This window comes from Legionella antarctica, from assembly GCF_011764505.1.
In the GTDB taxonomy this organism is placed as follows: Bacteria; Pseudomonadota; Gammaproteobacteria; order Legionellales; family Legionellaceae; genus Legionella; species Legionella antarctica.
Window position 1 is genome coordinate 89,744 of sequence record NZ_AP022840.1, and the last position, 23,379, is coordinate 113,122.

Consider the following 23,379-nt stretch of genomic DNA (forward strand, 5'->3'; position numbering starts at 1 on the left):
ATAACTTAAATCAACGTCCTACTTATCTTTCGAATAAAGCACCCGACTATTGGCTTGTTGTACAAACTGGCCGTCTGGAGTGTAGCGTTGTTCTTGCACCATACGATTTACCATTTCCATGCTTTGACACCCGCCCCTATCAGCAAAAGGGCATCGGGCATCATCATTATCCAATATGGACTTGGAGCAGGCGCATAATTGCGTCACCAGCAAAATGACGCTCAATAAAAAGCTGTATTTAATCATGTAAAGGCTCCTCATTTTGTACGGTTGAAAACAAGGGCGTTGTAGGCTGTCCTTGTTGACTCAATAACTTATTTTCCAAGCGGCTTGCTTGCATCATGGGTTCTTGTCCATTAGCCTTTAATAAAGAACGCTCTTCATCGCTGTGCTCGTGATTTCCCTCATAAGCGCGACTGATGGTTGTTGTCACCCTTGACTCATTTTGTGCACGCCCTTCATTAATTGATTTGCCTGATTCATAGACCTGATGCTCTTTGTCAATCCAAAATCCCTTGGTAAACATCACAGACACTTTGCGCCCCGCTCGCGCCACCACCAAGGGATGATAAATATCCGCAATACGCATCACGTAATCTGAAATGCGATTCGCAGGATTACTGAGCGCACCACCGGCAGCCGATTGGGCAAGAGTTGAGGCTTGTCCATAAGTTGTGATAGTGCCCGCTCCTGGATTAAATGTTTGTGCGGTATTTAAATTCTTTAACCCATCACCAAAACCTGCCAGCATGCCCGCAGCGGCTGAATAGCCTAGCAAGGGTTTTGTTTTTAAAATGGAGGTTCCTCGTAAATCCTGCATGGCATCTAAATCAAATACCGAGCCATAGGCTTTTTGTTCAAAATTAATGTCCTTGCCTGCACAGGACAGAGTTTGAAGGTTCAAAACCACCGAACTTCCTGATAAATCTCCGTAGGTGGAAACAAGAGCCATGCAATCTTCCAAATGGGAGTGCTGATTATTAGGCATAATGCCACCACTGGTCAGGCGAATTAACGCAGTTCCCATGTTTTTAGAACCATTGATTCCGGCATCACCTAAGATTCCAGTCAATAACACACCTTCAACAAAAGTGCCTGCCCAAACGTAATTTTTAGAGGTTCGTTCTTCTTTGTTTTTTCTTTTGCGACTGTTAAATTGCACTGTTTCAAGACCAGATTTTGCAAGTAATTCACGTTCGGTTTGATGCCTTTTCTTTTGGTTCACTTGCATTTCCTCGCGAGTGGGTGGCCTTACATTTACAAGGCTTGCCTGACGGGTAGATAAAAGAGCAACTTGTAATTGTTCGTTGGTTTTTTTATTTTCTTCCTCAAGACGGGCAAGCTGTTCCTGCATGGCGGCAACTAAAGCCTTGGTGTCTTTATCAGGCGCAGGTAAGGCGGCTCGAACCTGCTGTTTTTTTTCATTAGCCGTCACTATCTCTTTTAAGGAATCAATTTGATGTTGTTGCTGTTCAATCAAGGCCTCGTCACTGCCTTGATTGAATTTACTATCAAACACGCCATCAAAGTGGGACTCAACTTGTGCGATAGGCTTTTTACGTTCTGCTGAGGAGTAGCAATAAAATCCATACGATACCCCGCCAACCAGCAATAAAACGGCAGCGTGCTTTAGCTGTTCTTTTTTAGCCAATTTATTGGCATTCTGGGTCTTGGTCACCACCCATTTTTTTATTTTGTTTAACATCACCTACTCCTTCTAAACGGACACAAGCCGCACTTTTACTAACCTTGATTGCGGTACAACCCATATAAATAAGCGACTTTTTTTGGCAAAAGCGCCTCGTCACTCAATGACAGCGATTGCGCGAATCGGTGAGAAAATAAATCCGTAGTAAGGGCTATTTCATGATTGGATTTATTTTCCAACCGATAGACATAGCCTGTTAAGCGCGCCCCTTGGTATTGTTTTTCAAGGGTTACTTTGATGTCTTTTTTAATATAAAAAGGGCTTGGAATGACGCGTTGTGCATTAAAGTCCTTTGGACTTTCTCCTGCTCTCATGGCCGCCATTGCCGCATCAACTTCCGTTACATCAGGGGTGTTAGGCTTAACGTAGTTTGATTGGGTTTGAGCTTTCGCAATAAGCCGCAATGTTTTTCCAGACGATTCATCGGGAGTTAAGGTCAGTGACACGTGACGCCCTTTGTCTGTGGTAAGAAATAGCGTAATTGGAACTTCAAAATTGGGTTTTATATACACAGAGCCCTCAGTAATTTCAGGCTTGTCCATCTCGCTTTTATCTACCGTAAGCGAACCTTGCGGATAACTTAATTTAATAATGGTTTCACCCTCAACAAACACCCTATTAAAGTTAATGCTCGATAAGGACAGGTTAAATTGCTCCCCTTCTTCAAAGACGATGACGGAAGGGGAAGCCCCCGCACAAGCAAGTCCTGTGGAAAGAAGGCTTATCAAAGTAACGATTTTTTTGACTTTATAATAGAGTGACTTATGCATTATGTATCTCCTGAATGGACGCAAGATTCAAAAGTCCATTTTTATATGAAAACTGAAATCGATAGACTTTATGCTGCGGCTTTAATTGAAGGCCATGGCTTGTGCGATGCAAAAGCCCTTCGATTTGCCCTTGATTTTTAGTGACATCAACCAACACTTTTTCACCATAAAACACAGAACTTACGTTTTTTTCATGCACGGTTTTACGCTCGGCATCCAACAGCCTGGCAAAAGATTCCTGATAATTGGCGGGAATTAGATGGGTCAATATCATATAGCGTGCATCTATCGTTTCTGGATTGTAGGTAAGGCGTAAATCAGCCACTTTTTGAGTCATCTCTTTTAAGTATTCTGGTGAATAAGCCCTGTCCCCTATGCTAAATTCCTCACCCGTACACACCGGCAACCAATGAACTTGACGGTGTAACAGGGTATAAAAATTTAAGCCGGCAAGGACTATCACGGCCAAGGTGCTCGATAGCGCCCAAATCAAAGTCAGCTTTAATAAAAGCCTGTTCTTTGCAATGGCATTATTACGAAAAGAAGTATTCATCATCTCACCTAATGTAGAGTCGGTTGGAAGAATCAGGCAACGCACGAAATAAAAGGGATGTTAACCCATGGGGCAGCGACCAATAGACGATGGCAAACAATCTCCGCAGTGGTAAACCGCCATACTTAACATGCATCGCAACACTTAAGGCCGCGCCTATCATAAACAACTGATAAGCAAGGCCTGTTAAAAGCCCAATTCCTGTGAGTAAAAAGATGGGTAAACCCGTAGTAATAGGAATTCCCGCTATTTTGGGCTCATCGGAGAGCATGAAGGTTTGGTAGCTGCGTGCCATTATTTCAACGCCCAGTGAGTGAACACCATCAGAACCGGAACACCAGCGAGCACTGCAATATTTTTAGTTTTGATGTAGGCGTAAGCCCCTGCAAGCCCTTCGGCTAAAAGAAGGAAATAGGGCACATCGGAATCAGCACCAAAGGTTGCCCCCACCTCCGATTTTAATCCCGCCAGTCTATTTTCAGCTGCAAAGCAGCTGTCCGGCATCAGGCAAAGCAACGCTATTCCTATCATTAAAAAGGGAAGGAATTGACGAGCGTACAGATACCCCTTAATACTTAAATCATTTAGTGCGGCACTACATTTCACGGTGTTCTCCTTTTTTTGGTTATAAAAATCCCGTGAGCCTTAATTCATGCTCATTTTTTATGTTTTTTAATTAATTTATTGCGCAATATTTAACGAATTACCTTGAGGTGCTTATCCATCCATGGCTACTCCTTTATTGAGCGTGTTCTGACTTAATAATTGATTATTTTTCTGTAGCTCAATAAGAAGACGTGACAGAATTTGGTTTGTAGAATTAATCTCATTGAATAACATCACAAACTCCACTGATTTTGCTATATCAGGCAGCTCAGTGTTCATTGACAACAAAAGAGCATACAGGCCGCCGCCTTTAAGAATCTGATTAAAAGAGTCAACGCCTTTTTTACCCATCATTTTATTGTCTGCTAAAAGGTTTGAGCCTTGAGTGGAACTGCATGACTGTTCATTGACGGCCAAAGACGTATGAGCAAATCCCGTGTGACTTCCCAGTATTAAAGTAAGTACCATAATCAACTGATTCATTATGAAAATATCCTTGTTATTATATGGTTAAACTCAATCAGAAGTTTGATCTGGTTCTGGTAAGGTCTCGTTTTCAAGCTCACTTTTAATCAAAATGACTTTTGCAAAATAAGGTTTTACCTGTGCTGCGATTTTGGTGCAGTAACTTCGTGCCGTACTAATTTCCTTTAATTCATTGTGGCCGTAGCTCAATGAAGTAAGGGCTTTTGTACGTTGATCATGCTGCAAGTCACGTCCTGCTGATTCAATGTACCCTGCTGCAATACCCACATCACCGGCACATATATCGGTTTTATTCTTTTCAACAAGTTGATACAACTGATAAGCTACTTCGAAACTTCTCTTTTCTAAATCATGAGTACTGATACTGCTCGCATAAGAACATTGCAAAGCGAATACAACTACGGAACATCCTGCTATTAATTGTTTTTTCATTTAAATCCCTCTTAATAAATGGCTAAAATAGTTATCTATAAAGGCCTATCAACAGATCGCTAGTGCCTTTTTCAAAGTCCTTTATGCTAAAAAATACCCGCTAATGTTTTAACCAAGCCTTGCTCTAATGCTGGTCGAGCTTGAGCAAAAGTTAAATTAACCTTATCTGCATTGGATACAACCCTTGTTCGGTAACGCTGATAATCACTGTGCTTGCTTGATGTCTGGTAAGTACCCGAAGCTGAGCCATTTTGAAGATTGGAATTAAATTGCTCATGAACAGCACCCTTTCCTACCCTCTCAGAAATTTGCACGTCTGTTATCATGGTATAATTCACTGCTTTGACCAGAGAGTCAGCAGCCAAACCTATGACACCACCCGCGAGTCCTCCTGCAATCAAACCTGAGCTTGAGTGAGTAAAACTGCCCGCAGCTGTACCGACAACAGCACCCGCAACAGCCGAACCATAACCGCCACCTAATGCAGATTGACTTGCGGCGATACTCATTTTTCCAACTTTAAGAATGTTAGCTTGTAAAAGGTAATGAGCAAGATTCGGCTGGCTTACCACTCGATACCCTTGATTACTTAATGCGGTTTTTAATTGAGGGGTTATATCAATTGATTCATCCGATGTGTTCTTGATGGATACATAAATCGTTTTTTTAGCCTTGGAAACAGGATCGAGAAAGACTGTCTCACTTTGTTTCGTGCTGACTTCCAGGGTGCGGTGCTCCAATGCCGTCTGTGTTGCAGCACAACCGGTTAACACCGCAATCGTTCCAGCTAATAAGACGTTAGAAATTATTTTTTTATTCTGGTTCATGTTTAATCCTTTTTTCCCTTAGTTTTATTTTTATTAAAAACTTCCAAACGATTTACAGGTACGGATTTTGGCGCAGAAATACCAACATCAACCGTACCATCCAGATTTTTTAAAATGGTGATACATATATCCGTACTGATCATGATGCTTTCGCCTTTTTTCCTAGATAAAATAAGCATGAAAACCTTTTATAGTATTTTTAAATCATTTATTACTTATTTAAAATCATATATGGTTTTACAGTTCATTTCAATAACATTGAAATCATTAATTTGAATTTTTTTTAATTAAGTGGTATTTTTGGAACACTTAAACTTATTTTATGAGAAAAATTTATCATGACATTATTTGTTAATATTATTGGTGCTGGTCACTTAGGAAAAACAATTGGGCATTTACTTGTTAAACACCAACTAGTAAAGATTGGATCTATTTGCAATAGATCTGAGACAAGCTCTATAAACGCAATTAAATTTATTGGTCAAGGTAAATATTGCCCAAAAATTAGCGAACTACCACATGCAGATATTACATTTATAACAACGCCAGATGATCTAATATCAGTCACTTGTGAAGAATTAAGTAAAAATAAATTTATAAAAAAAGGCAGCGTAGTTCTTCATTGCAGTGGTTCTCTTACTTCCGATGCATTAATTTCAGTTAAAGAACAAGGTTGTTATGTAGCAAGTGTTCACCCTATGAGAAGTTTTGCAAAGCCTGAATTAAGTGTTGAGCAATATAGTGGAACCTACTGTGCTGTAGAGGGGGATAAAGAAGCCCTTGCTTATGTTGTTCATTCTCTTTTTAATTCTATAGGTTCAATTACCTATGAAATAGATAAAATAAAAAAATCTTCATATCATGCGGCCGGTGTTTTTGCTTCAAATTATTTAGTTACTCTTGCACAACAAGCCCTTTCATGCATGAAAGAAGCTGGTGTTGAAAATGAAATGGCAATGCACGTTATTACAAATATCATGCGAGGAACTGTATCTAATCTTGAAAAAACCTTGTCACCAGAACAATCCTTAACAGGACCAATAAAACGAGGCGATATTTCAACAATCATGAAACATATAGAGTCTTTAACAGATAAAGAACAAAAACATTTATATTCTACCCTCGGTAAAGCGACGCTTCATTTAACTGATCATAACACAGTAAAAAAAAATAAAATTATGAGTGCGCTTGCTGTTAGGGACGAAGATTTATTAGATAGCTCCATACCCTTTTTTAGAAGTCGTCTTTAATATAAAACTTGGGTTAGAATTTCAAATCTAACCCAAGTCATTTTTTTTACCTATTTTTCCAAAAGGAATAAATCTCATGATTTTGGCTCTAATGTCTTTGGAGGCCTGTTTTTTATATTTTTTAGCATTAACACCTTCTCTAAAGCCTACTCTATAACCCAGATCGTGCGCATCCTCACTTCTCATATCTTTAATCATTTCTCTTGTAGATGAAATGTTTTTTTCTGAAAATCGACATTCTTTTCCAGAAGAGTCTCTAAGCAAAACAGTTCCATTTCTATCTATTTCAAGAACTTGATACTTACGTTTACGTTCTTTAATTGTGTAATCTAAACGAGTAATTGTAACGGCATCTTGAGGACTTAAACCAATCATTGCACTAGGATCGGCTAATAATTCTTCGGTTGTATATTTTGGAAATGCGCTTTTGCCAACTAACTGCATAACACATATTTCATGACCATGTGATTTACTATAAATTATATCTTCTAGTCGAAGAGTATATTCTGGTTCTAGTTTATTTACTAAACTACCAAAATAACTTATAACATTACTCGCCTTCATACAACTAACTCCTAATTAAAACCACCCTATTTAGACGAAAATTTATATTAATCCAATGTTGTTGGTAGCCTTATTGTCAGCATTATAATTATACAAAAAAGGGTTGTAATTTACTCCATGGTCAAATACATCACTTTTTTCCCATTTTTTTACTTTTGAAGCAATAATTGAAACTATAGGAGCTGCTAATAGAGCAAATATTAGCTTGTAATACCAAACACTAAGAATTATTTTCCATATTTCAATTGGGCTTTTTAAACCCACATACAATGTGGTATAGGCCACAAAGCAAAGAACAAATTCACTAATTGAACTAGACAAAACTGTCCTTATCCAAAAACTTTTTCCATTCACCCATATTTTAAACTTTGACATTAAAAATGCATTCGTGAACATTCCGCTGGATACTGATATGCAACTTGTAATATTAGTTCTAATAATATGTTTAAAAGCTTCATTATAATGAATGTTATCTATGTTATCTGTCGGACTAGGAAAATTTACTGCCAACGTAATTAAAATTCCAAATATAAACTGACAAACAAGAGCATTCCAAATTAATTTTCTTGAAATTTGGTAACCATAAACCTCCGCAGTTAAATCACCTAATGAGAAAACAACTGGGATAATTAGTCCGCTAACAGGTACAACAGTTCCAAATAAATTAGTCATCCTAAATGCTGTTATATCACAAACTATAAAAATAGTTATAAATAGCATCATAAAAAAATACACATAGTTATACTGATTGTAATTTCTTGGACGCATATAAAATTGCGGTGTTTTAGATTCTTTATCTTTCACAATTTACCTATATGATTCAATTGATTTTATAACTACGCCTAAAATTTTATAACTCTCATAATGCTTCATGTCTCCAAATCCAGGATTAACCGGCTTAAAATAATAATCATTTCCATCTATAAATATCTTCCTAAAAACAGGCGCATCTTCTTCGCCACTACCTAAGCAACAAAGAACATAATCGCCTTCGACTGGTTTAAGATTTGCATCAATAATTACAATCGAGTTACTTTGAAATGCCGGTGCTAGAGCATCACTATTTATCGAAATACCAAATACATTTTCTCCAGTTATCCCTGCTGCACCAATAAACTTTAATACTTTCGCATTTTTTCTTCCACTTGCTATGTCTTCCAATGAGTAAACAGAGATATGTACTAAATCACCCATTTTTTTTCTATTTTGATAATTTGGACTGGTCATGTCTTCATAAAGAAAAGCATCCATGTCGACTCTAAAAAAATCGAGCAATGGTTCAATAGATGACAAAGTTGGATTACTACCATCTCTTCGTAATCTAGCTAATGTTGCAGGAGGAACACCAGTTTCTATAGACAAATTTTTGATGTCCAAAGCATGTTGTGCAAGTAAATAAGTTAAATTTGAACTAAGAAACAGTGCTTTCTTTCCTTTTTTGGTATCATGTATCATTTTGACCGATTGAATTAGGATTTTGATTAAAAAATAACAGAATATGGTTTTTAAATCAATTTAATATTCATAAATGGTTTTATAAATCTTATATGTTATGGTTGCGTGACTTTAAATCATTTTTAGAAAACCAAAAATGATTTAATTGCATCAACATTAAAAATCAACCCGCCAACTAATTCATTTTCATTTTTTAATATGAGAAATCCGAGCTTATTATTTTATAATTCTATTAAAAACAAATAGTTACACTCAGTTTCATTTATGAAACTGAGTGTTCAACCATGTACTCATTTAATGCTTCTAATACAACGTTTTTGATTTCTTCAGGGCTAAAGTTGATTAAATTCAATTTATTAAGTTCGAAAACAACTTTTCTCGAAGTTATCTCGTTTGTCTTAATTATTATTTTTTCATCCAACTTAAACGTCCTATAAGTTTTATTTTTCTTTTTATCTTCATAACCTACTGAACCTATTAATTCATTAATAATAACATTAGTTTTTATTGGTGATTTTCTACTTGATATTACATCCCTCAAATATTCTGCTTTCTTAATTATGAGTTCTTCATTCATACTGCTTTTTTCTAACAATAAAACTAGAGAATATACTGGGTTAATTTTTAATAGGGTAATATCTTTAAAAAGATCTATAATTTCTTTGTATTCTACAATTTTAGCAGCAGATAACATTTTAGACAGCTTACTCTTTTTAAGATCTAGGGCTATAGCCATCTCATCTTGACTATCAAATAAATTAGCTTCCAGTTGTTGTTTGAAACTTATAGCATCTTCAAACTCACTAATATCATTTCTATCTTTATTTTCTAAATTCATTAAAATTGCACATTCACGATCATTAGCATCTGTTGCTTTAACGCGAATTTTTATACCCAAATGATTACATGCAAACCATCTTCTTCTTCCTGCAATAATTTCCCAATTTTTCCCATCAGGATCATTCTCTATTTTTCGTGCAAATATAGGAACTTTTTGTCCATTCTTTCTAATAGAAGAAATAAGATCTTGGCATTTATCTACATTCATCCAAACATTATCTCTATTATGAAATTTCCAAGGGCGACAATCAGATGGTTCAACTAAAAATTCTGTTCCTCTAACTGCCTCACTATGATTGTTTTTTTTATCTTGATTCAAAGTCCTTGATGTAGCAGGTAGTATAATTTTATTATTAATTCCTGCTACATCTAAATCATTAGCTATGACACCAGAAAGAGATCTTTTCTTACGCGTAGACATTTTCACCTCCTAACACAAATTTTCCTTCTTTTTCTAATTTCTTAAATTTGCTTGGCCAGGTTTTCCATATTTCTACTTCAATCTCCTTACAAAAAGAATTAATAATATTAAGAGCTCTTTTTTGTGGTCTTCGCACCTCTAGTGCAGTTTGAAAATCAATGGCTGCATTACCTATTTCAGTAGTATGTAAAAAATATTTACTCATCATATGATAACCAAATACGTCCTGCATAATAGGTAGAAATTCTCTATGATTAATTTGATTTGGAAAAACATCTGTGGCTAAGATTTTAATAAATCTATATTCTTTTTCAGAATTTATCATTTCAATAACATTTTCTATCATTCTAAGATATTGAACAGTGGAGCTAAACTCATAAAGTGCAGGAGGCGTTGGAACAATAATGGCATCTGCGGCACATAAAATATTCATCGAAGTAAAGCCTAGTGCAGGTGGGCTATCTATAATAACTAAATCATATGAATCTTTAACTGTATCAATTCCTTGCTTAAGCTCTGTAAAAACATAATTTTTTTCAATTGTTGGTAAATCTCTGATTTGTTCTGCTATACCAAGCTCAAGATTATAAAGTTGTAAATTTGATGGAATAATATCTAATCCTTCCCAATATGTTTTCCTAATACAATAATGCAGACTATCTCTTTCTCCCTTGAAATATGGTAACAATGTACTATTGTCATCAATGTCACGATCAGGAATATAACCAAAGCTGCTAGTAGAAGACGCTTGTGAGTCCATGTCTATAAATAAAACCCTATAACCCATGGTAGCAAAATATTGCGCTGTGGCAACACTGGTCACTGATTTTCCAACGCCGCCTTTAAAGGTTTGAATGGCCAAAATTAAACAATCATCTACAGATGAATCTCTTCTTGGGAAAGTTTTGAAATGGCTTCTAAATTGATTTATCTGTTTTAATGTATAACCAGAAATCCGATTTGTTGATTCATATTTTTCAAGATTATCAAGAAGTCCATCAGCAATCAGTTGATTTTGTATTTTAAGAATAGAACTGCTGGATCTATCTACCAATTCAGCAGCTTCTTTCAATGACCATCTTCTGTCCAAGATTTTTTTATTATTTGGTGTCCTTCCACTTTCTTCTATTTGTCGTAAAACACTTTCTCCACGACCTATTAATGCTCTTATATATTCAACACCAGCTTTATTTTTCATTTATTTCCTTTTAATAAAAAAGATGAAATTTAAATTTATATGTTAATTCGTTATTTATCAAGTGATAAATTATGAATTCCGTGTTTTTTATTTTTAATGGCAATATATTGCGGATTCTATTGGGTTGTTATAGAGTATTGAAAGAGTGGTTGTACACAAAGAGATTTTGTAATTTAATATCAAGCCATGTGAGCGGGTTAATTAAAGTTAGATGATTAAATTAAGAACAATAAAATGATGAGAGGGTATATAGCGAATTAAGAGCATTGAGGAAAAGTCTGCAAACTCTTCCTCAATAATATAACTAATAGCTTGGAACAAAGCTAAACACCAAAAATAATCAAGGGAATTAGAAATTTCATCGAAATTTTTGGATCATCACACTGATTAGTTTAGCTTTGTTCCCTAGAAACATCAAGATTTTTTGATGAAAGGGACATGTATAATGGGATTTTTTAATAAGAATAACAACTCGTTAGAACGAGTGGGTAGTCAATCCTTTGCCCAATGGGCAACTGAAAGCAAGCAATCCATCGAGGCTCGCTTGATTGATGAGGCGATTGCGTTTCTGAATGTTCATGGGGAAGACCTGCGAACTCCTGTAACCAATCTGATAATAGATAATCGATGGCACTACATTGATAAACCGGCAAAAAAACAAAGCTATCGCGCAACACTGGAACATAACAGCGATGGGATTGCCTATCTCGCTTTGACCTATTACACCTTTCGACACGGTGGTCATTCTGAGCGCTTTGATAGCAAGTCTGTACTTAAGGCGCTATGGCAAGAGGCGAGGGGAGGACTTTTTTCATCTCCAATAAAGTCAGCAATTAAACCCCGTATTGATCCAGTAACGCCAGAAATCAATCCCATTGATTGGATTGCTCGTGATAGGCAATCGTGGCAATCCATGACTGATACGGGCAATAGTCACTACCTCAAACGAAAAGGGCTAAATGCAGGTATTATTCCAGGAATTAAACACGCCAAAAATCACATTGCGGTAGCCATTATTGATACCCATAATACTTTTTTAGGTCTACAGCGTATTTTTAATGACGGCCAAAAACGCTTTACAAAAGGATTGTCTAAAAAAGGACATTTCGCCCTCATAGGCTGTCCTTCCTTACCTGAAAAAATAAGTACTATTCATGTGTGCGAAGGAGTGGCAACTGCTGCAAGCATTCATCGTGCGATTGGTGAGCCTGTCTTCTCAGCCCTTGATGCCTTTAACTTACTCCCTGTATGTAAATCATTAAAACGCCACTATCCTAAAACACAGATTATCATCTGGGCTGATAATGACTGGCAAAAAGCAGAAAATAGAACCAAATTTGGGCGTATTTTAGGCAACACCGGACTCATTCAAGCCAACCGTACCGCGTTTAAATTAAGAGGTACTCTGGTTTGTACTCCTGATTTTTCAACATTGGATTCAGAACTGATTAAAGAAGCTACTGACTTTAACGATTTACATCTGTTGGGCGGATTAAATCGCTTGTCTGAAACCATACCAAATAAGCCTGATATCCATTTAGGTTTATGGCATGAACTGCGTCACTTCAACCAACATGCCCATGGAGCAGTGGCACCTGGTCAATTTGCCGATGGCGTAAAACTATCTTATAACAGTCGTTACCTACCCAATGATGTATTTAAACGAGAAGGGGTACACCTCGTTCGTTCAGCCATTGGTACTGGTAAAACGGCCATCGTTGAACACCTGGTGAAACAAAACCCCAGGCAATCCATTTTATTTACGACCCATTTGATTTCACTGGTGGAAAGTGCCGCTCAAAGATTAGGGCTAACCAGTTATAATGAGTGTGATAATTTTGACTTACAAATAGAACGACGGCTCGCCATTTGCCTTAATTCCTTAGGAAAACTCACCGCAGAAGGCGCATTACGGCACTATGATGTGGTTATCATTGATGAAATCGAACAAGTGCTTGCACGTCTGACTTCTCATATAGAACAAAAGCCCTTAGTTTTTTCTGTGCTGCAACACGTCATGACCAATGCCAAAACGCTGATTTGTCTTGATGCGCATCTGTCTCAAGCAACTGTACAAATGGTTCAACGATTTTGTCCTAATCAACCTGTCACCATTCATTTTAACCGCTTTGAGCCAGGGAGCGAGCGCCAAATTGCCTTTCACGACAGCCCAGAAAGCGTGCAAATGGCTGCTATGCAAGCAATAGAACAAGAACAAAAAGTGTATCTCGCCTTTAATTCCAAAAAAGAAGCCTTTAAAACCTATTCAGCGCTGAATATGGCCTTTCCTGAAAAGCGTGGACTTTATATATCAAGTGACAATGCGGGCGATGCTGAAAACCAGGCTTTTTTTAATAACGTTAATGACGTGTCAAAACGCTACGATTACCTGGTATGTACACCCTCTGTCAGTACCGGTGTTTCTATTGATAATGGCCATTTTGATTTTGTAGGTGGCGTGTTTAACGCCCAGGTCAACACCGCTAATGATTGCATGCAAGCCTTAGGAAGAATCCGAAACCATAAAACCTTGCACGTCTTTTGTGACAAGCGACAAGCCTTTAAATCTTTAAATCCTGAGATTATTGCCTCTAAATGGCTAAAGACGCATCAGCATGATATTGGCCTTATGAATCTGGATAATGAAGGGCAACGTATTATTCTAAATCCTGATTACGAACAATTAACCCTTTTGGTTACGCAAGCTCGGCATGCAAGCTTTAATGATTTTTACCAGCAATTTGCCCTGCTCGCGTTGCATGATGGTATGAAGCTCACCTACTTTGATACAACCCTTGATGTAACCACCCAACAACAATTACGTCAATTTAAAAAAGCATGTATTGAACAAGATGCATCCCTAATCAGTCAGGAGCAGTTACCCTTAACCGCAGCCCAACTGGTTGCACTTGCTCAAAAGCCTCGAAAAACGATGAGCGAGTCCAGACAATATAAAAAACAGCAACTCATAGAATTTTATAACCTGTCAGAACGAGATGAAGGTTCTATTACCGCCATGGCGAATATGGATAACGATGGACGATTTAAAAAACAAGTGTTAGCCCTAGAGCTGGCTTTAGGAGACGCAGCACTTGCCCAAAAAAGATTTGTTGCCCAACTTGAAGACGGGGCGCAATTTGCAGCGGATTTAACCCATTTTAGTACCTTGCAAATGCTTTATAAAAAAGTGCTCGAAACACTGCATTTAACCACCACCCATCAGACCTTAGCGCTGCATGATTATCAGTACAGCAAAGACACCATTCTTCACAGTGGTTTTATAACCTGGATAGAAGGGCATCGAGCCATTCTTCAAGGATTAATCTCTTTGCCATCCACACAACTTTTGCAACGCGACCCCTTGCGTTTTCTTTCCATGCTGCTTGGTAGGATGGGTTTAAAACAAAAGAGGGTAGGGCGGGCAGAACTTGGACTTTATCATCTGGATATTGAGCGCATTAACCTCTTAAATGCACTAATTGTGCGTCGTGCAAAGGGTCTTTCTGGTGTTTCAACGCCACTGGATACCTCTTCATGCAGCATAAAAGAACCGTCAACCACTGAGTTTTTTATTGAAACATTTAAAAAAATCAAACGGTTCTTCACGCTTGACAGTCCAGAGATTCCAGCCTACGCTTAAATTTTAAAGCAATGTTCATATAACGCCTTGGACTAGGCTTAAATCCTTATCGCCCATTATAAATAAAAGAACGAATTTAAATCATCTGGATTTTTATTTACCCACCAACAAGTGATGAGTTGTGCGTCTATTTTCAATTATTTACTTATTTTTACCCTATTACTTGGGAATTTTTTGGGAACACTTAGTCCGATGATCTCTATATATAACACCTTCACTGTTCCCAATAATAATGGCATCACTATTAATTAGTGTATTATCGAAAGAACAGACTAACTTAAATAGTTATCCCCAAATCCAGTGTATAAGTCTGTGAAAAGAGGGTTTAAAACATTGATAAGTTCTTGTATTAAGCCACTTAAAAGCGGTTTATAGCTCTTGCTTAATAATCATTCAAAGACCAGGTGCTTATAACTCATAGTAAATTGAAATTGCCGAATTTAGGATCATGGAATATTCCTTTGCAGCCAGCCCTCAATATACGTGATAGTTTCCTCTATAGTACTTACTGCCTGATGATAAAGGGCTTCAAATAATTCACGTTGTCCGGTTTTCCAGTAGCGCTCTACATACTGACAGGCGTATTTCATGCGGATGGTTCCTACATAAACCGCTCCACCTTTGATTTTATGGGCTGTTTTTTCAACCAGTGGATAATCAAGAGCCTTGAAAGCTTTTTTCATGAATTCTAAATCAGTGGGTAGTTCCTGAGTCATTAAGTTTAACAGTTCTTTTAACATCTCCTGGGTAGCACAGTTCTTTAATGCTTCTTCACTGTTTAAGATAGGGAACTGGTTTAATTGAAACATCTCATCATCACTGTCAGGCAAGTCTCTTCTTGTTTTGGAGGGATCAATTTCTGGCGTTTCATGCCGCTCTGGAATGAACGATTTAAGAATATCTGTGGCAAGAGCCTGAGTCAGTGGTTTAGTTAATACGGCATCCATACCTGCCTCAATGCAACGCTGTTTGCTTTCATCAGCACCGTGCGCGGTGAGTGCTATGATGGGAATGTGCTTGGTTGGACTGGTTTTAGATCGGATATGATGCGTGACTTCATAGCCATCAATGCCCTCACCTAAGCCGATGTCCATAAAGATTAAGTCATAATCGTTTTGTTCATAAAGAGCCAGTGCATCAACCCCACTGGATGCGACATCCACGTGACAGTCCATGCCTGACAATAGTGTTTTGGCTACAGTTTGGGCAATGAAATTGTCTTCAACCACAAGCACTTTGCTTTTTGTTTTACCTTCCGGCATAGGTGAAATGGCTTTTTGCTTATGGGTTAATGGGGAAAGGTGGGGTGTTTCAGTTTTTGAGACTACTGTATTATCAATTCCTGAATCGTCATCAAGCAGTGGTTCCTGCAAAGGAATCAGGCAGGTAAAAACAGTTCCTTGCTGTGGTTCACTTTCTAGGGGTTCTAGCCCAGAACCGGCAATTTTTCCGGACTGTTTTTAGTCATAATTGATTTCTTTGAATCACCCAGGAAAACATTGTTTATTATGGCATCAAGATCAATGATTTTATCACCAGCAAAAATAAAGTGCCCCTGAAAATGAATGTGTTGCCAAGCAACCGGTGAAATTTTCTTCAATCTAGCCAACGCCTTCTGATTTTCCTCTGCTTCATATTTTAATTTGAGCTTGGATAGTATCGCTGAATTGGGTTCTGTCGAAAATAGCGGAGCTAAGTTATAATGCCCTTAAAGAAGGCAGAATATGATCAGTTTTAAAGGACGTCATTTCCCACGAGATTTAATATTAATGGCAGTCCGATGGAAAGTTGCGCACCCATTAAGTTATCGTGCGATTGAAGAATTAATGGAAGAGCGGGGAGCGGATTTAGATCATTCAACGGTTCAAAAATGGGTTGTTCACTATGCGCCTCTACTGGAGCTTGAATTTAGAAAAAGGAAGAAAGCTGTTGGTCGCAGCTGGAAAATGGATGAGACCTATATCAAAGTAAATGGCAAATGGGTTTATCTTTACCGGGCGGTAGATAAAGAGGGAAAGACCATTGATTTCATGCTTTCTGAAAGGCGGGATCGCCCTGCTGTATTGAAGTTTTTCAAAAAAGCCATTGGTTCTAGTGGACTTCCAGAAAAGGTTAACATTGATAAATCCGGATCAAATACCGCAGCTCTTGAGCGAATTAACACCCTACTATTTATTCATGGATTATGGCATTTATTGATCGAGGTGAGGCGGATAAAATACTTGAATAATATGATTGAACAAGACCACCGTGGTATTAAAAATATCACGAAATACACCCTTGGTTTTAAATCGTTTGAATCAGCAGAGGCTACGATTGCGGGAATTGAACTGCACCGGATGCTTAAAAAAGGGCAGATGGAACACTTGGGACAGATCCCTGCTTGGAAGCAATTTTATGAATTAGCCTCTTAACCACACAACAAAATCGAACCGTATTAACTACCTTAAAAATTTTCGACAGAACCTTAAAAAGTTAGCTTTAGTATAAATCAGCCTATTATTATCTTAAAAATCATTCGCATAATGGCATTTACCTTCGATTTTATATATTATGCTGAGCTAATTACCACAATATTCCATTTTTATTTAATTTCGATTTAATAAAATAAGAACTTAATTATTTGGAATACATTGCAGAGATAGGGAATCATGGGTAGTCAACAGTTTAAGGTATTAATATCTGTCTTTTTAAAAAGTTTTTTACTCTTTTTTATTCCTATATCTTATGGGCATGCGGCAGATAATCCATGCGGTGTATCCTGTACTCAAACCATCGTCAATAATGCCTCTGCAAGTGCCATAAACCAGGCAAACCAATTTACTGAAAATACAGCTCAAAATACATTGGCTCAAGCTAACACTTACACTGATAATGCAATTAATACTCGGGTGTATGAAAAGGTGGTAATTTTTGCAGAAAATGCTGCGAGTATAGTTGGTGCAGGTGCCACACAATGGGCTTTTGGTGATGGAGACACCGGCGGAATAGGTATCCCCCTGGTAGAAGATTGGGAATTATTTGCGGTCAGCTTCCAAGCGCGTTCAGTAACGCTGAGCACTAATGTCAATATGATTGTTCGCAATATGAATGATGCATCTATCCTATACCTATTTACAGCCCCACTTCTTGTTACGCCACCAGCTGCCAATGGTGTTTATACGGAATTACTTGCGACCCCAGTTCCAATTCCTGCAGGAACCACTATTGGTTTTGCTACTTCAAGTGTATCCGCAGGAGTAGTTACAGGCGCTCGTGTGGCTGTCTGGCTAAGAAGGCATCCAGATTAATCAATATGCTATAGCTATTCAGTAAGTAGTAAAAATCAATAGCTTGGGTTTCATAAGGGAGAGTTCCGTGATTTTGAGTCAGTTAAGAAGTTCGTTTATTTGGACATTGATGTTATTTTGTGGTGTATTTTTATCTGTGATCACCATAGCGCATGCGGGCACCAGTAAGGATAACCAATCGTCTTCGGAACAATTAGAAAATACGCTTGTTCTAAATCAAGGACGTGATCAGCACGTAACAGCCCATAATTTAAAAGAATCCAATGGCAATAAAACATTTCAATCGAAACTGAAGATACCTGGAGTAAGTATCACAGAACAAGTTCATCAACAAACCAATGGGCGCACTATTCAGGAAAATAAAATAATTGTGGATATTGCCAAGAATGAATCGGTTGAATTTGTGCAGCAGTTTGATGGTGAGGGTAGAAAAGTCTCCCGTTCGGGCTTGGGGAGCAATGGAACAGCCAACCCACTTAAGGCTTTTCTGTGGTTCTTAATGGTCTTAACTCACCACGTTTCACCTCATCTGGCATGGCAAAGGAATATCGTCCGAGCATATTAATGTGACCATATCCATATGCGGACAGTCTGGCTACATCTTCATCGAGTACCAGGAAGCCTTCTTGTCGTAATTGATTGATGGCAGCATCCATATAAATGGTATTCCAAAGTGTGATGATATTTAAAACAAGCCCAAGAGCACCAAGCTGATCTTCTTGTCCAGCCCGATACCGTTGATGAAGCTCTCCACGCTTACCGTGAAAAACAGTGCGACCTAAACTGTGTCGACCTTCACCCAAATTTAATTGTACTAAGGTCTTACGACGGAATGACTCATCATGAAGATAATTAAGCATGTGGATGGTTTTATCAATTCGTCCAATTTCAGCAATTGCTTTGGCTAAACGAGTTGGTTTATCAGCAACTTGAAGAGTACGCATAATACCTTCTGCTGGGACCCTTCCGAGCTTTAATGAAGCTAGTAACCGTAAAATATCATCCCATTCAGGAGGAACAAGATCTATATTTATACGATTTTTTGCAAGAACATTGAGCTTGCCATAATCAGCTAACGGATCAATTCTCCAAAATCGAGCACCACCCATGTCAGCTAATCTCGGACTGAAACGAAGTCCCAACAAACGAAACAGCCCAAACACAATATCACTGTATGCCCCCGCATCCGTCATAATACGCGTTGGCTGTAATTCAGTCTGTTGCTCGAGAACCACGCCTAACAATATTAGACTATCACGTAAAGTGCCAGGTACAGTTATAGCATTTAAGCCTGTTCGTTGATTAGATATTAAATTGTACCAAGTGACACCGCGACCTGATTTAAAATATTTTGGATTTGGAGCAGCATGCACTGTTCTTACAGGAACAACGAAGCGCATTCCATCAGCCGATGCAATATCTCCTCCACCCCACTTTTTAGCTAATGGGATTTTATTTTGAGCGGAAACCAATATGGAGTTGACTGCCATTATCGTTTCATTCCGAATATAGTTTTGATCAACCCATACCAATCTATCTCTTTTTAAAGCAGCTACATCCTCACGCACAAATGGTTCTCGTCCGGTATTACAGGCTTCAGCAAGTAATTCAGCACATAAACTGACCAACAGATCGTCAACACGCGCATTTCCTTCATTTATATGAGTAAACCCATCTGCAAATCCAGTACGTGTGGCTATTTCAAGTACCATCTCTGGTAAATCTACTCGTGGTAATTTTGCTTTTACAGCTGCTCTTAATGCTTTTAATGATGGGGGTTCATCAAGCGCATCCAGCTGAGTCAAAATCAGCTCCTCATTACCCTTAACCGTTTCAAATCGGACAGCAGGATTATTATCAATATTTGCAGAAACTAACCGATATGCTTGATGTAGTTCATCTGTGATATTTGTGAGGGTTGATGCCGGGTCAATTGTTAAATTTAATGAGCGGCAAATCATAGGACGTACGGCCTCCCACTCTGCACCAGAATAAAGATTGGCTCTTGGATCGGCATACCGCCAACTGGGACTTATGAACAAATCCCTACTTTTTAATGCCGATTGTAGTTTATCAAGAACGCAAAATGTATACGCTGTACGATTAATGGTAGTTTTTTTGCTATCCCGCGCGGTTATTGATGTTATTAATGATAGCTCTTTATCAGTCGCATTTTTTAGAACATCATCCATATTTAAAATGGAGTTTTTTAACTTATCAACCTGACGTTGTTTTTTCTCTGGTACGACAATAAGCGTAATTTTTTTATTGATCAGATCAGCATACAAAAGTTTATCGTTATGCAAAATGATACCATCTTGGGTATTTATAAGTTTTTTGATGCTACGGTAAGTTGGGCGTGATTCATCTTGTGGCCAATTGATAATACTGCATTCATCTTTAATAACAATGTTACGTTTCCATGATTTTCCAATGATCCCCATTGGCGGTTCATCCGTTTGTTTTCCTTTTAGCCATTCAAGGCTGGCAAGAAGAGGCTTTCCCGCCTGATTGCTATCAAAATTTATTACTCGCAGGAGCGATGGTAAAAATTTCTGAACGGTTTTTTCCTTTTGTTCGAGCTCATGATAGAACACATTCCTTGGTGGCCTAATCAAGGCACTAGCATTTTCAACTGCATACACAAGCGTTTCATGACCTACTGCTGTATAAATGGTCCCTCGAATTTCATGATCAGACAATTCTGGATTCAGTAGTAACTTACATGCATCAATTAATGTGGCTGCAGCTTGATCGAGATCTTTAAGCGTTCGCAATCGTGTATTTTTATTTTCTTGCTTAGCCTTTGAGAATAAATCGCGCAATACCATACTGAGTACATCTAGCGAATCATCCTGGCTGTCAGATTCAAAATGAGTTGCAAATGCAACAAGCGTCGCCATTTTACGTTCAAATGGCAAGCGGTTAATGGCTGTAATTTTTGCTGTATTGGCAAAACGTGCAAGTGTTGCTATTTTACAAACAGGTATGCGGTACAGTGGTAATTTGACCTTAATATTTCGAGCGGACTCAACACGTTTTAATGTTTGTACAAGAGCTGTACTACTAACGCTAGCCGGGCCTTTACGCAGTTTATCAAGCAATGAAAGATGTTGGTCATCCTCCACTACCAAGAGCTCATTCAGTTTTTCCTGTTGTGATACACTTAAATTTTTAATCAACATTCGCCATAAGCGAGACTCCATCCTGGAGCGAATTTCTGCGACAAAACGCTCAAGAACTGTAATACCTGGTAGCAATATTTTATTAGTAGATAACCAACTCACTGCATGATCAAAAAGTACACCAGGTCTGTCGGTACCCGTCCAACATAGTGCACATAATATGCGACCAAGACGAAATCGATTACCTTTTTCAACAAATTCAATATAGCCATAACGCGATCTAATTTCAACAGTATGGCGCCAACGCTGTTCACTCTTCATGTACATTGATACACAACTTTCAGGATCATTTACCTTGATTTGAGTAGCGACTCGCTCAATCACCATATGGGGAAGCTTACTCAGATCAGAAATAAAGGCTCCAATAAATCGGACGGTTGTCAGTTGTAATGCATAGCCTAACCGACTGAAGTCGCCACGTTTACTCGAGATCCATTCAAGATCATGATCATCGAGGAAAAAAAGGCTATCAACAATATCTGATGGTAGGTCAGTGGGATATTTGGCGTAATTGTCAGATTGTACTAAAGAAAGAAAACTAACAGGCATATTTATCCAAATAAAGAGTGTCGTGTTGCAAAACTTCTAAGTTTTGCGGTGAAAATGGATGCCACGAATTCATTGGTGAAAATTCGTTGCAAAAATCAGATGCAAAAGTCTATTCTTTTGCGATATAATTTGCAAACTAATTTAAGGGAATAGCAATGAAAATAGGTTATGCGCGTGTTTCAACTACCGATCAAAATTTGGACTTACAATTGACCGCTCTGAAAGAAGCAGGTTGTGGTCGAGTTTATCAAGAAAAAATTTCTGGAGCACAAAGAGACCGTCCAGAATTACAACGATTGCTCGATCAACTTCGCCCAGATGATATTATCGTCGTGTGGAAATTAGATCGACTTGCGCGTTCAACACAAAATTTATTAGAATTGGTTGATCATATAAAAAATGCCGAGGCCTCTTTTTGTTCTCTATCTGAACCATGGGCCGATACTACTTCGCCCTCAGGCAAGATGATCATGACGGTGTTTGCTGGCATTGCTGAATTTGAACGGGATTTAATCCGTGAACGTACTGGCGCTGGTCGCGCTGCGGCTAAGAAACGAGGGGTTCGATTTGGCCGTCCTGAAAAAATGAATGATGAACAAAAATTATTAGCTAAACGGCTTTTGCAAGAAGGTAAATCTGTTAGTGAAATTGCGAAGACTTTCAATGTTCATAAAGCTACAATTTATCGTCTACAAATGACAACTTAGCAAGGTACGCTAAGATTGGCCTCAATAATATGGGTATCGGCGTCGAAATCGGAGGTTGTTTTTTATACAAACAAAAGCACCAATTATTTGCACCAACTGTCGTGTCTGATATAATTCGCAATTAACTACCATTTCTTTAATGATGAAATGATTATAACTAAAAGAGAATATTAGAGAATGGGTGAATCTGAAGCAGCTATCACAATACAAGGATTTTTTAGGCGCCATCTACTAGAAAAGCAAATGGTTTTGCACCAGGCCATTTCTAAGAGTCCAAATGTGTCGTTATTGCATATGATGAACCTACGATTTCAATGCATGAGGGCAGTAGCAGCAGCAAAGCTTCCTCTCAAAAAACCAATTGAAGATAAAGAGCAGGAAGTTCGTATTATTGCTGGTGTAAAAAGGCTTGCAACAGATAGCGGAATAATAGATTTAGATACAATCGATCGTATATTCCAACATTACTTTGAATTATCCAAAGCGATTCAACGTCCATATTACGGATTGATCTGGGATAAAGCCCCTCGTGATACTCAAACGTTAGTAAGTAATGCTTATATTCAACTTCGTAATTTAGTATCCCAAGCTGGTTTTGTTCATATAATATATTGTCAAGAAGAACGACCTTTTCAATGCGCTGAAGTATTAGTTCTTGCTCGTGATATTATTCAGCAGGTAAATCAAGAAATCATCAATATCTTATCTAACAATGAGAAGCATAAATTAAATGAAGTTACCAAAGAAGAAATGGCAGAAGTTATAAGAATAATGTTAGCAAATTATATGACACCTAATGAACTAAAAAGCGGCATGAAAACGATACAATCATTAGCTAGTGAGTTAAATGGTTTTTCTTTGTCAAGATGTTAATTATTGAGTTAAAACCTTGGGTGTG

General features: G+C 38.0%; 25 protein-coding genes. 7 read left to right on the forward strand and 18 right to left on the reverse strand.

Features of this window, described 5'->3' with window-relative positions; translation table 11 throughout:
* Nucleotides 1-18: 18 nt before the first annotated feature.
* The 10 genes from HRS36_RS18070 to HRS36_RS18115 form a co-directional block, all read right to left on the reverse strand.
* On the reverse strand, nucleotides 19-246 hold the full coding sequence (locus HRS36_RS18070) for a type IV conjugative transfer system protein TraV (RefSeq protein ID WP_173238650.1): 228 nt from the start codon (nucleotides 244-246) through the stop codon (nucleotides 19-21).
* On the reverse strand, nucleotides 239-1,705 hold the full coding sequence (locus HRS36_RS18075; protein WP_173238651.1) for a TraB/VirB10 family protein: 1,467 nt from the start codon (nucleotides 1,703-1,705) through the stop codon (nucleotides 239-241). Before HRS36_RS18075 ends, HRS36_RS18070 begins: the two co-directional genes overlap by 8 nt.
* Before the next feature lie 38 nt (nucleotides 1,706-1,743).
* Entirely contained in the window at nucleotides 1,744-2,478 is a 735-nt protein-coding gene (traK, locus tag HRS36_RS18080) for a type-F conjugative transfer system secretin TraK (protein WP_173238652.1), read from the reverse strand.
* Nucleotides 2,471-3,031, reverse strand: coding sequence for a type IV conjugative transfer system protein TraE (locus HRS36_RS18085; RefSeq protein ID WP_226905668.1), 561 nt, complete (start codon nucleotides 3,029-3,031; stop codon nucleotides 2,471-2,473). The genes traK and HRS36_RS18085 overlap by 8 nt, the downstream gene beginning before the upstream one ends.
* 4 nt (nucleotides 3,032-3,035) lie before the next feature.
* Entirely contained in the window at nucleotides 3,036-3,326 is a 291-nt protein-coding gene (traL, locus tag HRS36_RS18090) for a type IV conjugative transfer system protein TraL (RefSeq protein WP_173238654.1), read from the reverse strand.
* Nucleotides 3,326-3,637: a type IV conjugative transfer system pilin TraA gene (locus HRS36_RS18095; RefSeq protein ID WP_173238655.1), complete on the reverse strand. Its 312-nt coding sequence runs from the start codon at nucleotides 3,635-3,637 to the stop codon at nucleotides 3,326-3,328. The genes traL and HRS36_RS18095 overlap by 1 nt, the downstream gene beginning before the upstream one ends.
* 111 nt (nucleotides 3,638-3,748) lie before the next feature.
* Nucleotides 3,749-4,120 (reverse strand): hypothetical protein, encoded by a 372-nt coding sequence (locus tag HRS36_RS18100; RefSeq protein ID WP_197933227.1) that lies wholly within the window; start codon nucleotides 4,118-4,120, stop codon nucleotides 3,749-3,751.
* A 33-nt stretch (nucleotides 4,121-4,153) separates the two neighbouring features.
* Entirely contained in the window at nucleotides 4,154-4,555 is a 402-nt protein-coding gene (locus HRS36_RS18105) for a hypothetical protein (protein ID WP_173238656.1), read from the reverse strand.
* 86 nt (nucleotides 4,556-4,641) lie between these two features.
* Nucleotides 4,642-5,382: a complement resistance protein TraT gene (locus tag HRS36_RS18110; RefSeq protein ID WP_173238657.1), complete on the reverse strand. Its 741-nt coding sequence runs from the start codon at nucleotides 5,380-5,382 to the stop codon at nucleotides 4,642-4,644.
* Between the two features lie 2 nt (nucleotides 5,383-5,384).
* Nucleotides 5,385-5,561: a carbon storage regulator gene (locus tag HRS36_RS18115; protein ID WP_173238658.1), complete on the reverse strand. Its 177-nt coding sequence runs from the start codon at nucleotides 5,559-5,561 to the stop codon at nucleotides 5,385-5,387.
* A gap of 159 nt (nucleotides 5,562-5,720) precedes the next feature.
* On the opposite strand from HRS36_RS18115, the gene HRS36_RS18120 reads away from it, so the two are divergent.
* Nucleotides 5,721-6,632, forward strand: a complete 912-nt coding sequence (locus HRS36_RS18120; RefSeq protein ID WP_173238659.1) for a Rossmann-like and DUF2520 domain-containing protein — start codon at nucleotides 5,721-5,723, stop codon at nucleotides 6,630-6,632.
* Between the two features lie 27 nt (nucleotides 6,633-6,659).
* Here HRS36_RS18120 and HRS36_RS18125 read toward each other — a convergent pair whose 3' ends face one another.
* The 5 genes from HRS36_RS18125 to HRS36_RS18145 form a co-directional block, all read right to left on the reverse strand.
* Nucleotides 6,660-7,196: a hypothetical protein gene (locus HRS36_RS18125; RefSeq protein ID WP_173238660.1), complete on the reverse strand. Its 537-nt coding sequence runs from the start codon at nucleotides 7,194-7,196 to the stop codon at nucleotides 6,660-6,662.
* Nucleotides 7,197-7,238: 42 nt separating this feature from the next.
* Entirely contained in the window at nucleotides 7,239-8,000 is a 762-nt protein-coding gene (locus HRS36_RS18130) for a VUT family protein (RefSeq protein WP_173238661.1), read from the reverse strand.
* Nucleotides 8,001-8,003: 3 nt separating this feature from the next.
* The gene (locus HRS36_RS18135; protein WP_173238662.1) at nucleotides 8,004-8,651 is read right to left on the reverse strand and encodes a LexA family transcriptional regulator; all 648 of its coding nucleotides are present in this window, start codon (nucleotides 8,649-8,651) and stop codon (nucleotides 8,004-8,006) included.
* 262 nt (nucleotides 8,652-8,913) lie between these two features.
* Nucleotides 8,914-9,912 (reverse strand): ParB/RepB/Spo0J family partition protein, encoded by a 999-nt coding sequence (locus HRS36_RS18140; RefSeq protein WP_173238663.1) that lies wholly within the window; start codon nucleotides 9,910-9,912, stop codon nucleotides 8,914-8,916.
* Nucleotides 9,899-11,110 carry an AAA family ATPase gene (locus tag HRS36_RS18145; protein ID WP_173238664.1) on the reverse strand — a complete coding sequence of 404 codons (1,212 nt, stop codon included), beginning with the start codon at nucleotides 11,108-11,110 and terminating at the stop codon, nucleotides 9,899-9,901. Before HRS36_RS18145 ends, HRS36_RS18140 begins: the two co-directional genes overlap by 14 nt.
* Before the next feature lie 445 nt (nucleotides 11,111-11,555).
* Between HRS36_RS18145 and HRS36_RS18150 the strand changes: the two genes are divergently transcribed.
* Nucleotides 11,556-14,750 (forward strand): plasmid replication protein, CyRepA1 family, encoded by a 3,195-nt coding sequence (locus HRS36_RS18150; RefSeq protein ID WP_173238665.1) that lies wholly within the window; start codon nucleotides 11,556-11,558, stop codon nucleotides 14,748-14,750.
* A gap of 446 nt (nucleotides 14,751-15,196) precedes the next feature.
* Here the strand turns inward: HRS36_RS18150 and HRS36_RS18155 are convergent, their stop codons facing one another.
* On the reverse strand, nucleotides 15,197-16,123 hold the full coding sequence (locus HRS36_RS18155; protein WP_226905669.1) for a response regulator: 927 nt from the start codon (nucleotides 16,121-16,123) through the stop codon (nucleotides 15,197-15,199).
* Nucleotides 16,124-16,176: 53 nt separating this feature from the next.
* Nucleotides 16,177-16,350, reverse strand: coding sequence for a hypothetical protein (locus tag HRS36_RS18980; protein ID WP_173238666.1), 174 nt, complete (start codon nucleotides 16,348-16,350; stop codon nucleotides 16,177-16,179).
* 124 nt (nucleotides 16,351-16,474) lie between these two features.
* On the opposite strand from HRS36_RS18980, the gene HRS36_RS18165 reads away from it, so the two are divergent.
* From HRS36_RS18165 to HRS36_RS18175, 3 genes are all read left to right on the forward strand, one after another.
* Nucleotides 16,475-17,164 carry an IS6 family transposase gene (locus tag HRS36_RS18165; RefSeq protein ID WP_173235620.1) on the forward strand — a complete coding sequence of 230 codons (690 nt, stop codon included), beginning with the start codon at nucleotides 16,475-16,477 and terminating at the stop codon, nucleotides 17,162-17,164.
* Between the two features lie 237 nt (nucleotides 17,165-17,401).
* The gene (locus tag HRS36_RS18170; RefSeq protein ID WP_173238667.1) at nucleotides 17,402-18,040 is read left to right on the forward strand and encodes a hypothetical protein; all 639 of its coding nucleotides are present in this window, start codon (nucleotides 17,402-17,404) and stop codon (nucleotides 18,038-18,040) included.
* A 67-nt stretch (nucleotides 18,041-18,107) separates the two neighbouring features.
* Complete coding sequence (locus HRS36_RS18175) at nucleotides 18,108-18,605, forward strand: hypothetical protein (RefSeq protein ID WP_173238668.1); 498 nt, start codon at nucleotides 18,108-18,110, stop codon at nucleotides 18,603-18,605.
* Here HRS36_RS18175 and HRS36_RS18180 read toward each other — a convergent pair.
* Complete coding sequence (locus tag HRS36_RS18180; RefSeq protein ID WP_173238669.1) at nucleotides 18,517-21,774, reverse strand: Tn3 family transposase; 3,258 nt, start codon at nucleotides 21,772-21,774, stop codon at nucleotides 18,517-18,519. The genes HRS36_RS18175 and HRS36_RS18180 overlap by 89 nt on opposite strands.
* Before the next feature lie 155 nt (nucleotides 21,775-21,929).
* On the opposite strand from HRS36_RS18180, the gene HRS36_RS18185 reads away from it, so the two are divergent.
* Nucleotides 21,930-22,481: a recombinase family protein gene (locus HRS36_RS18185; protein WP_173238670.1), complete on the forward strand. Its 552-nt coding sequence runs from the start codon at nucleotides 21,930-21,932 to the stop codon at nucleotides 22,479-22,481.
* A 177-nt stretch (nucleotides 22,482-22,658) separates the two neighbouring features.
* Nucleotides 22,659-23,354, forward strand: a complete 696-nt coding sequence (locus HRS36_RS18190) for a chorismate mutase (RefSeq protein ID WP_173238671.1) — start codon at nucleotides 22,659-22,661, stop codon at nucleotides 23,352-23,354.
* The last annotated feature ends 25 nt before the right edge of the window (nucleotides 23,355-23,379 follow it).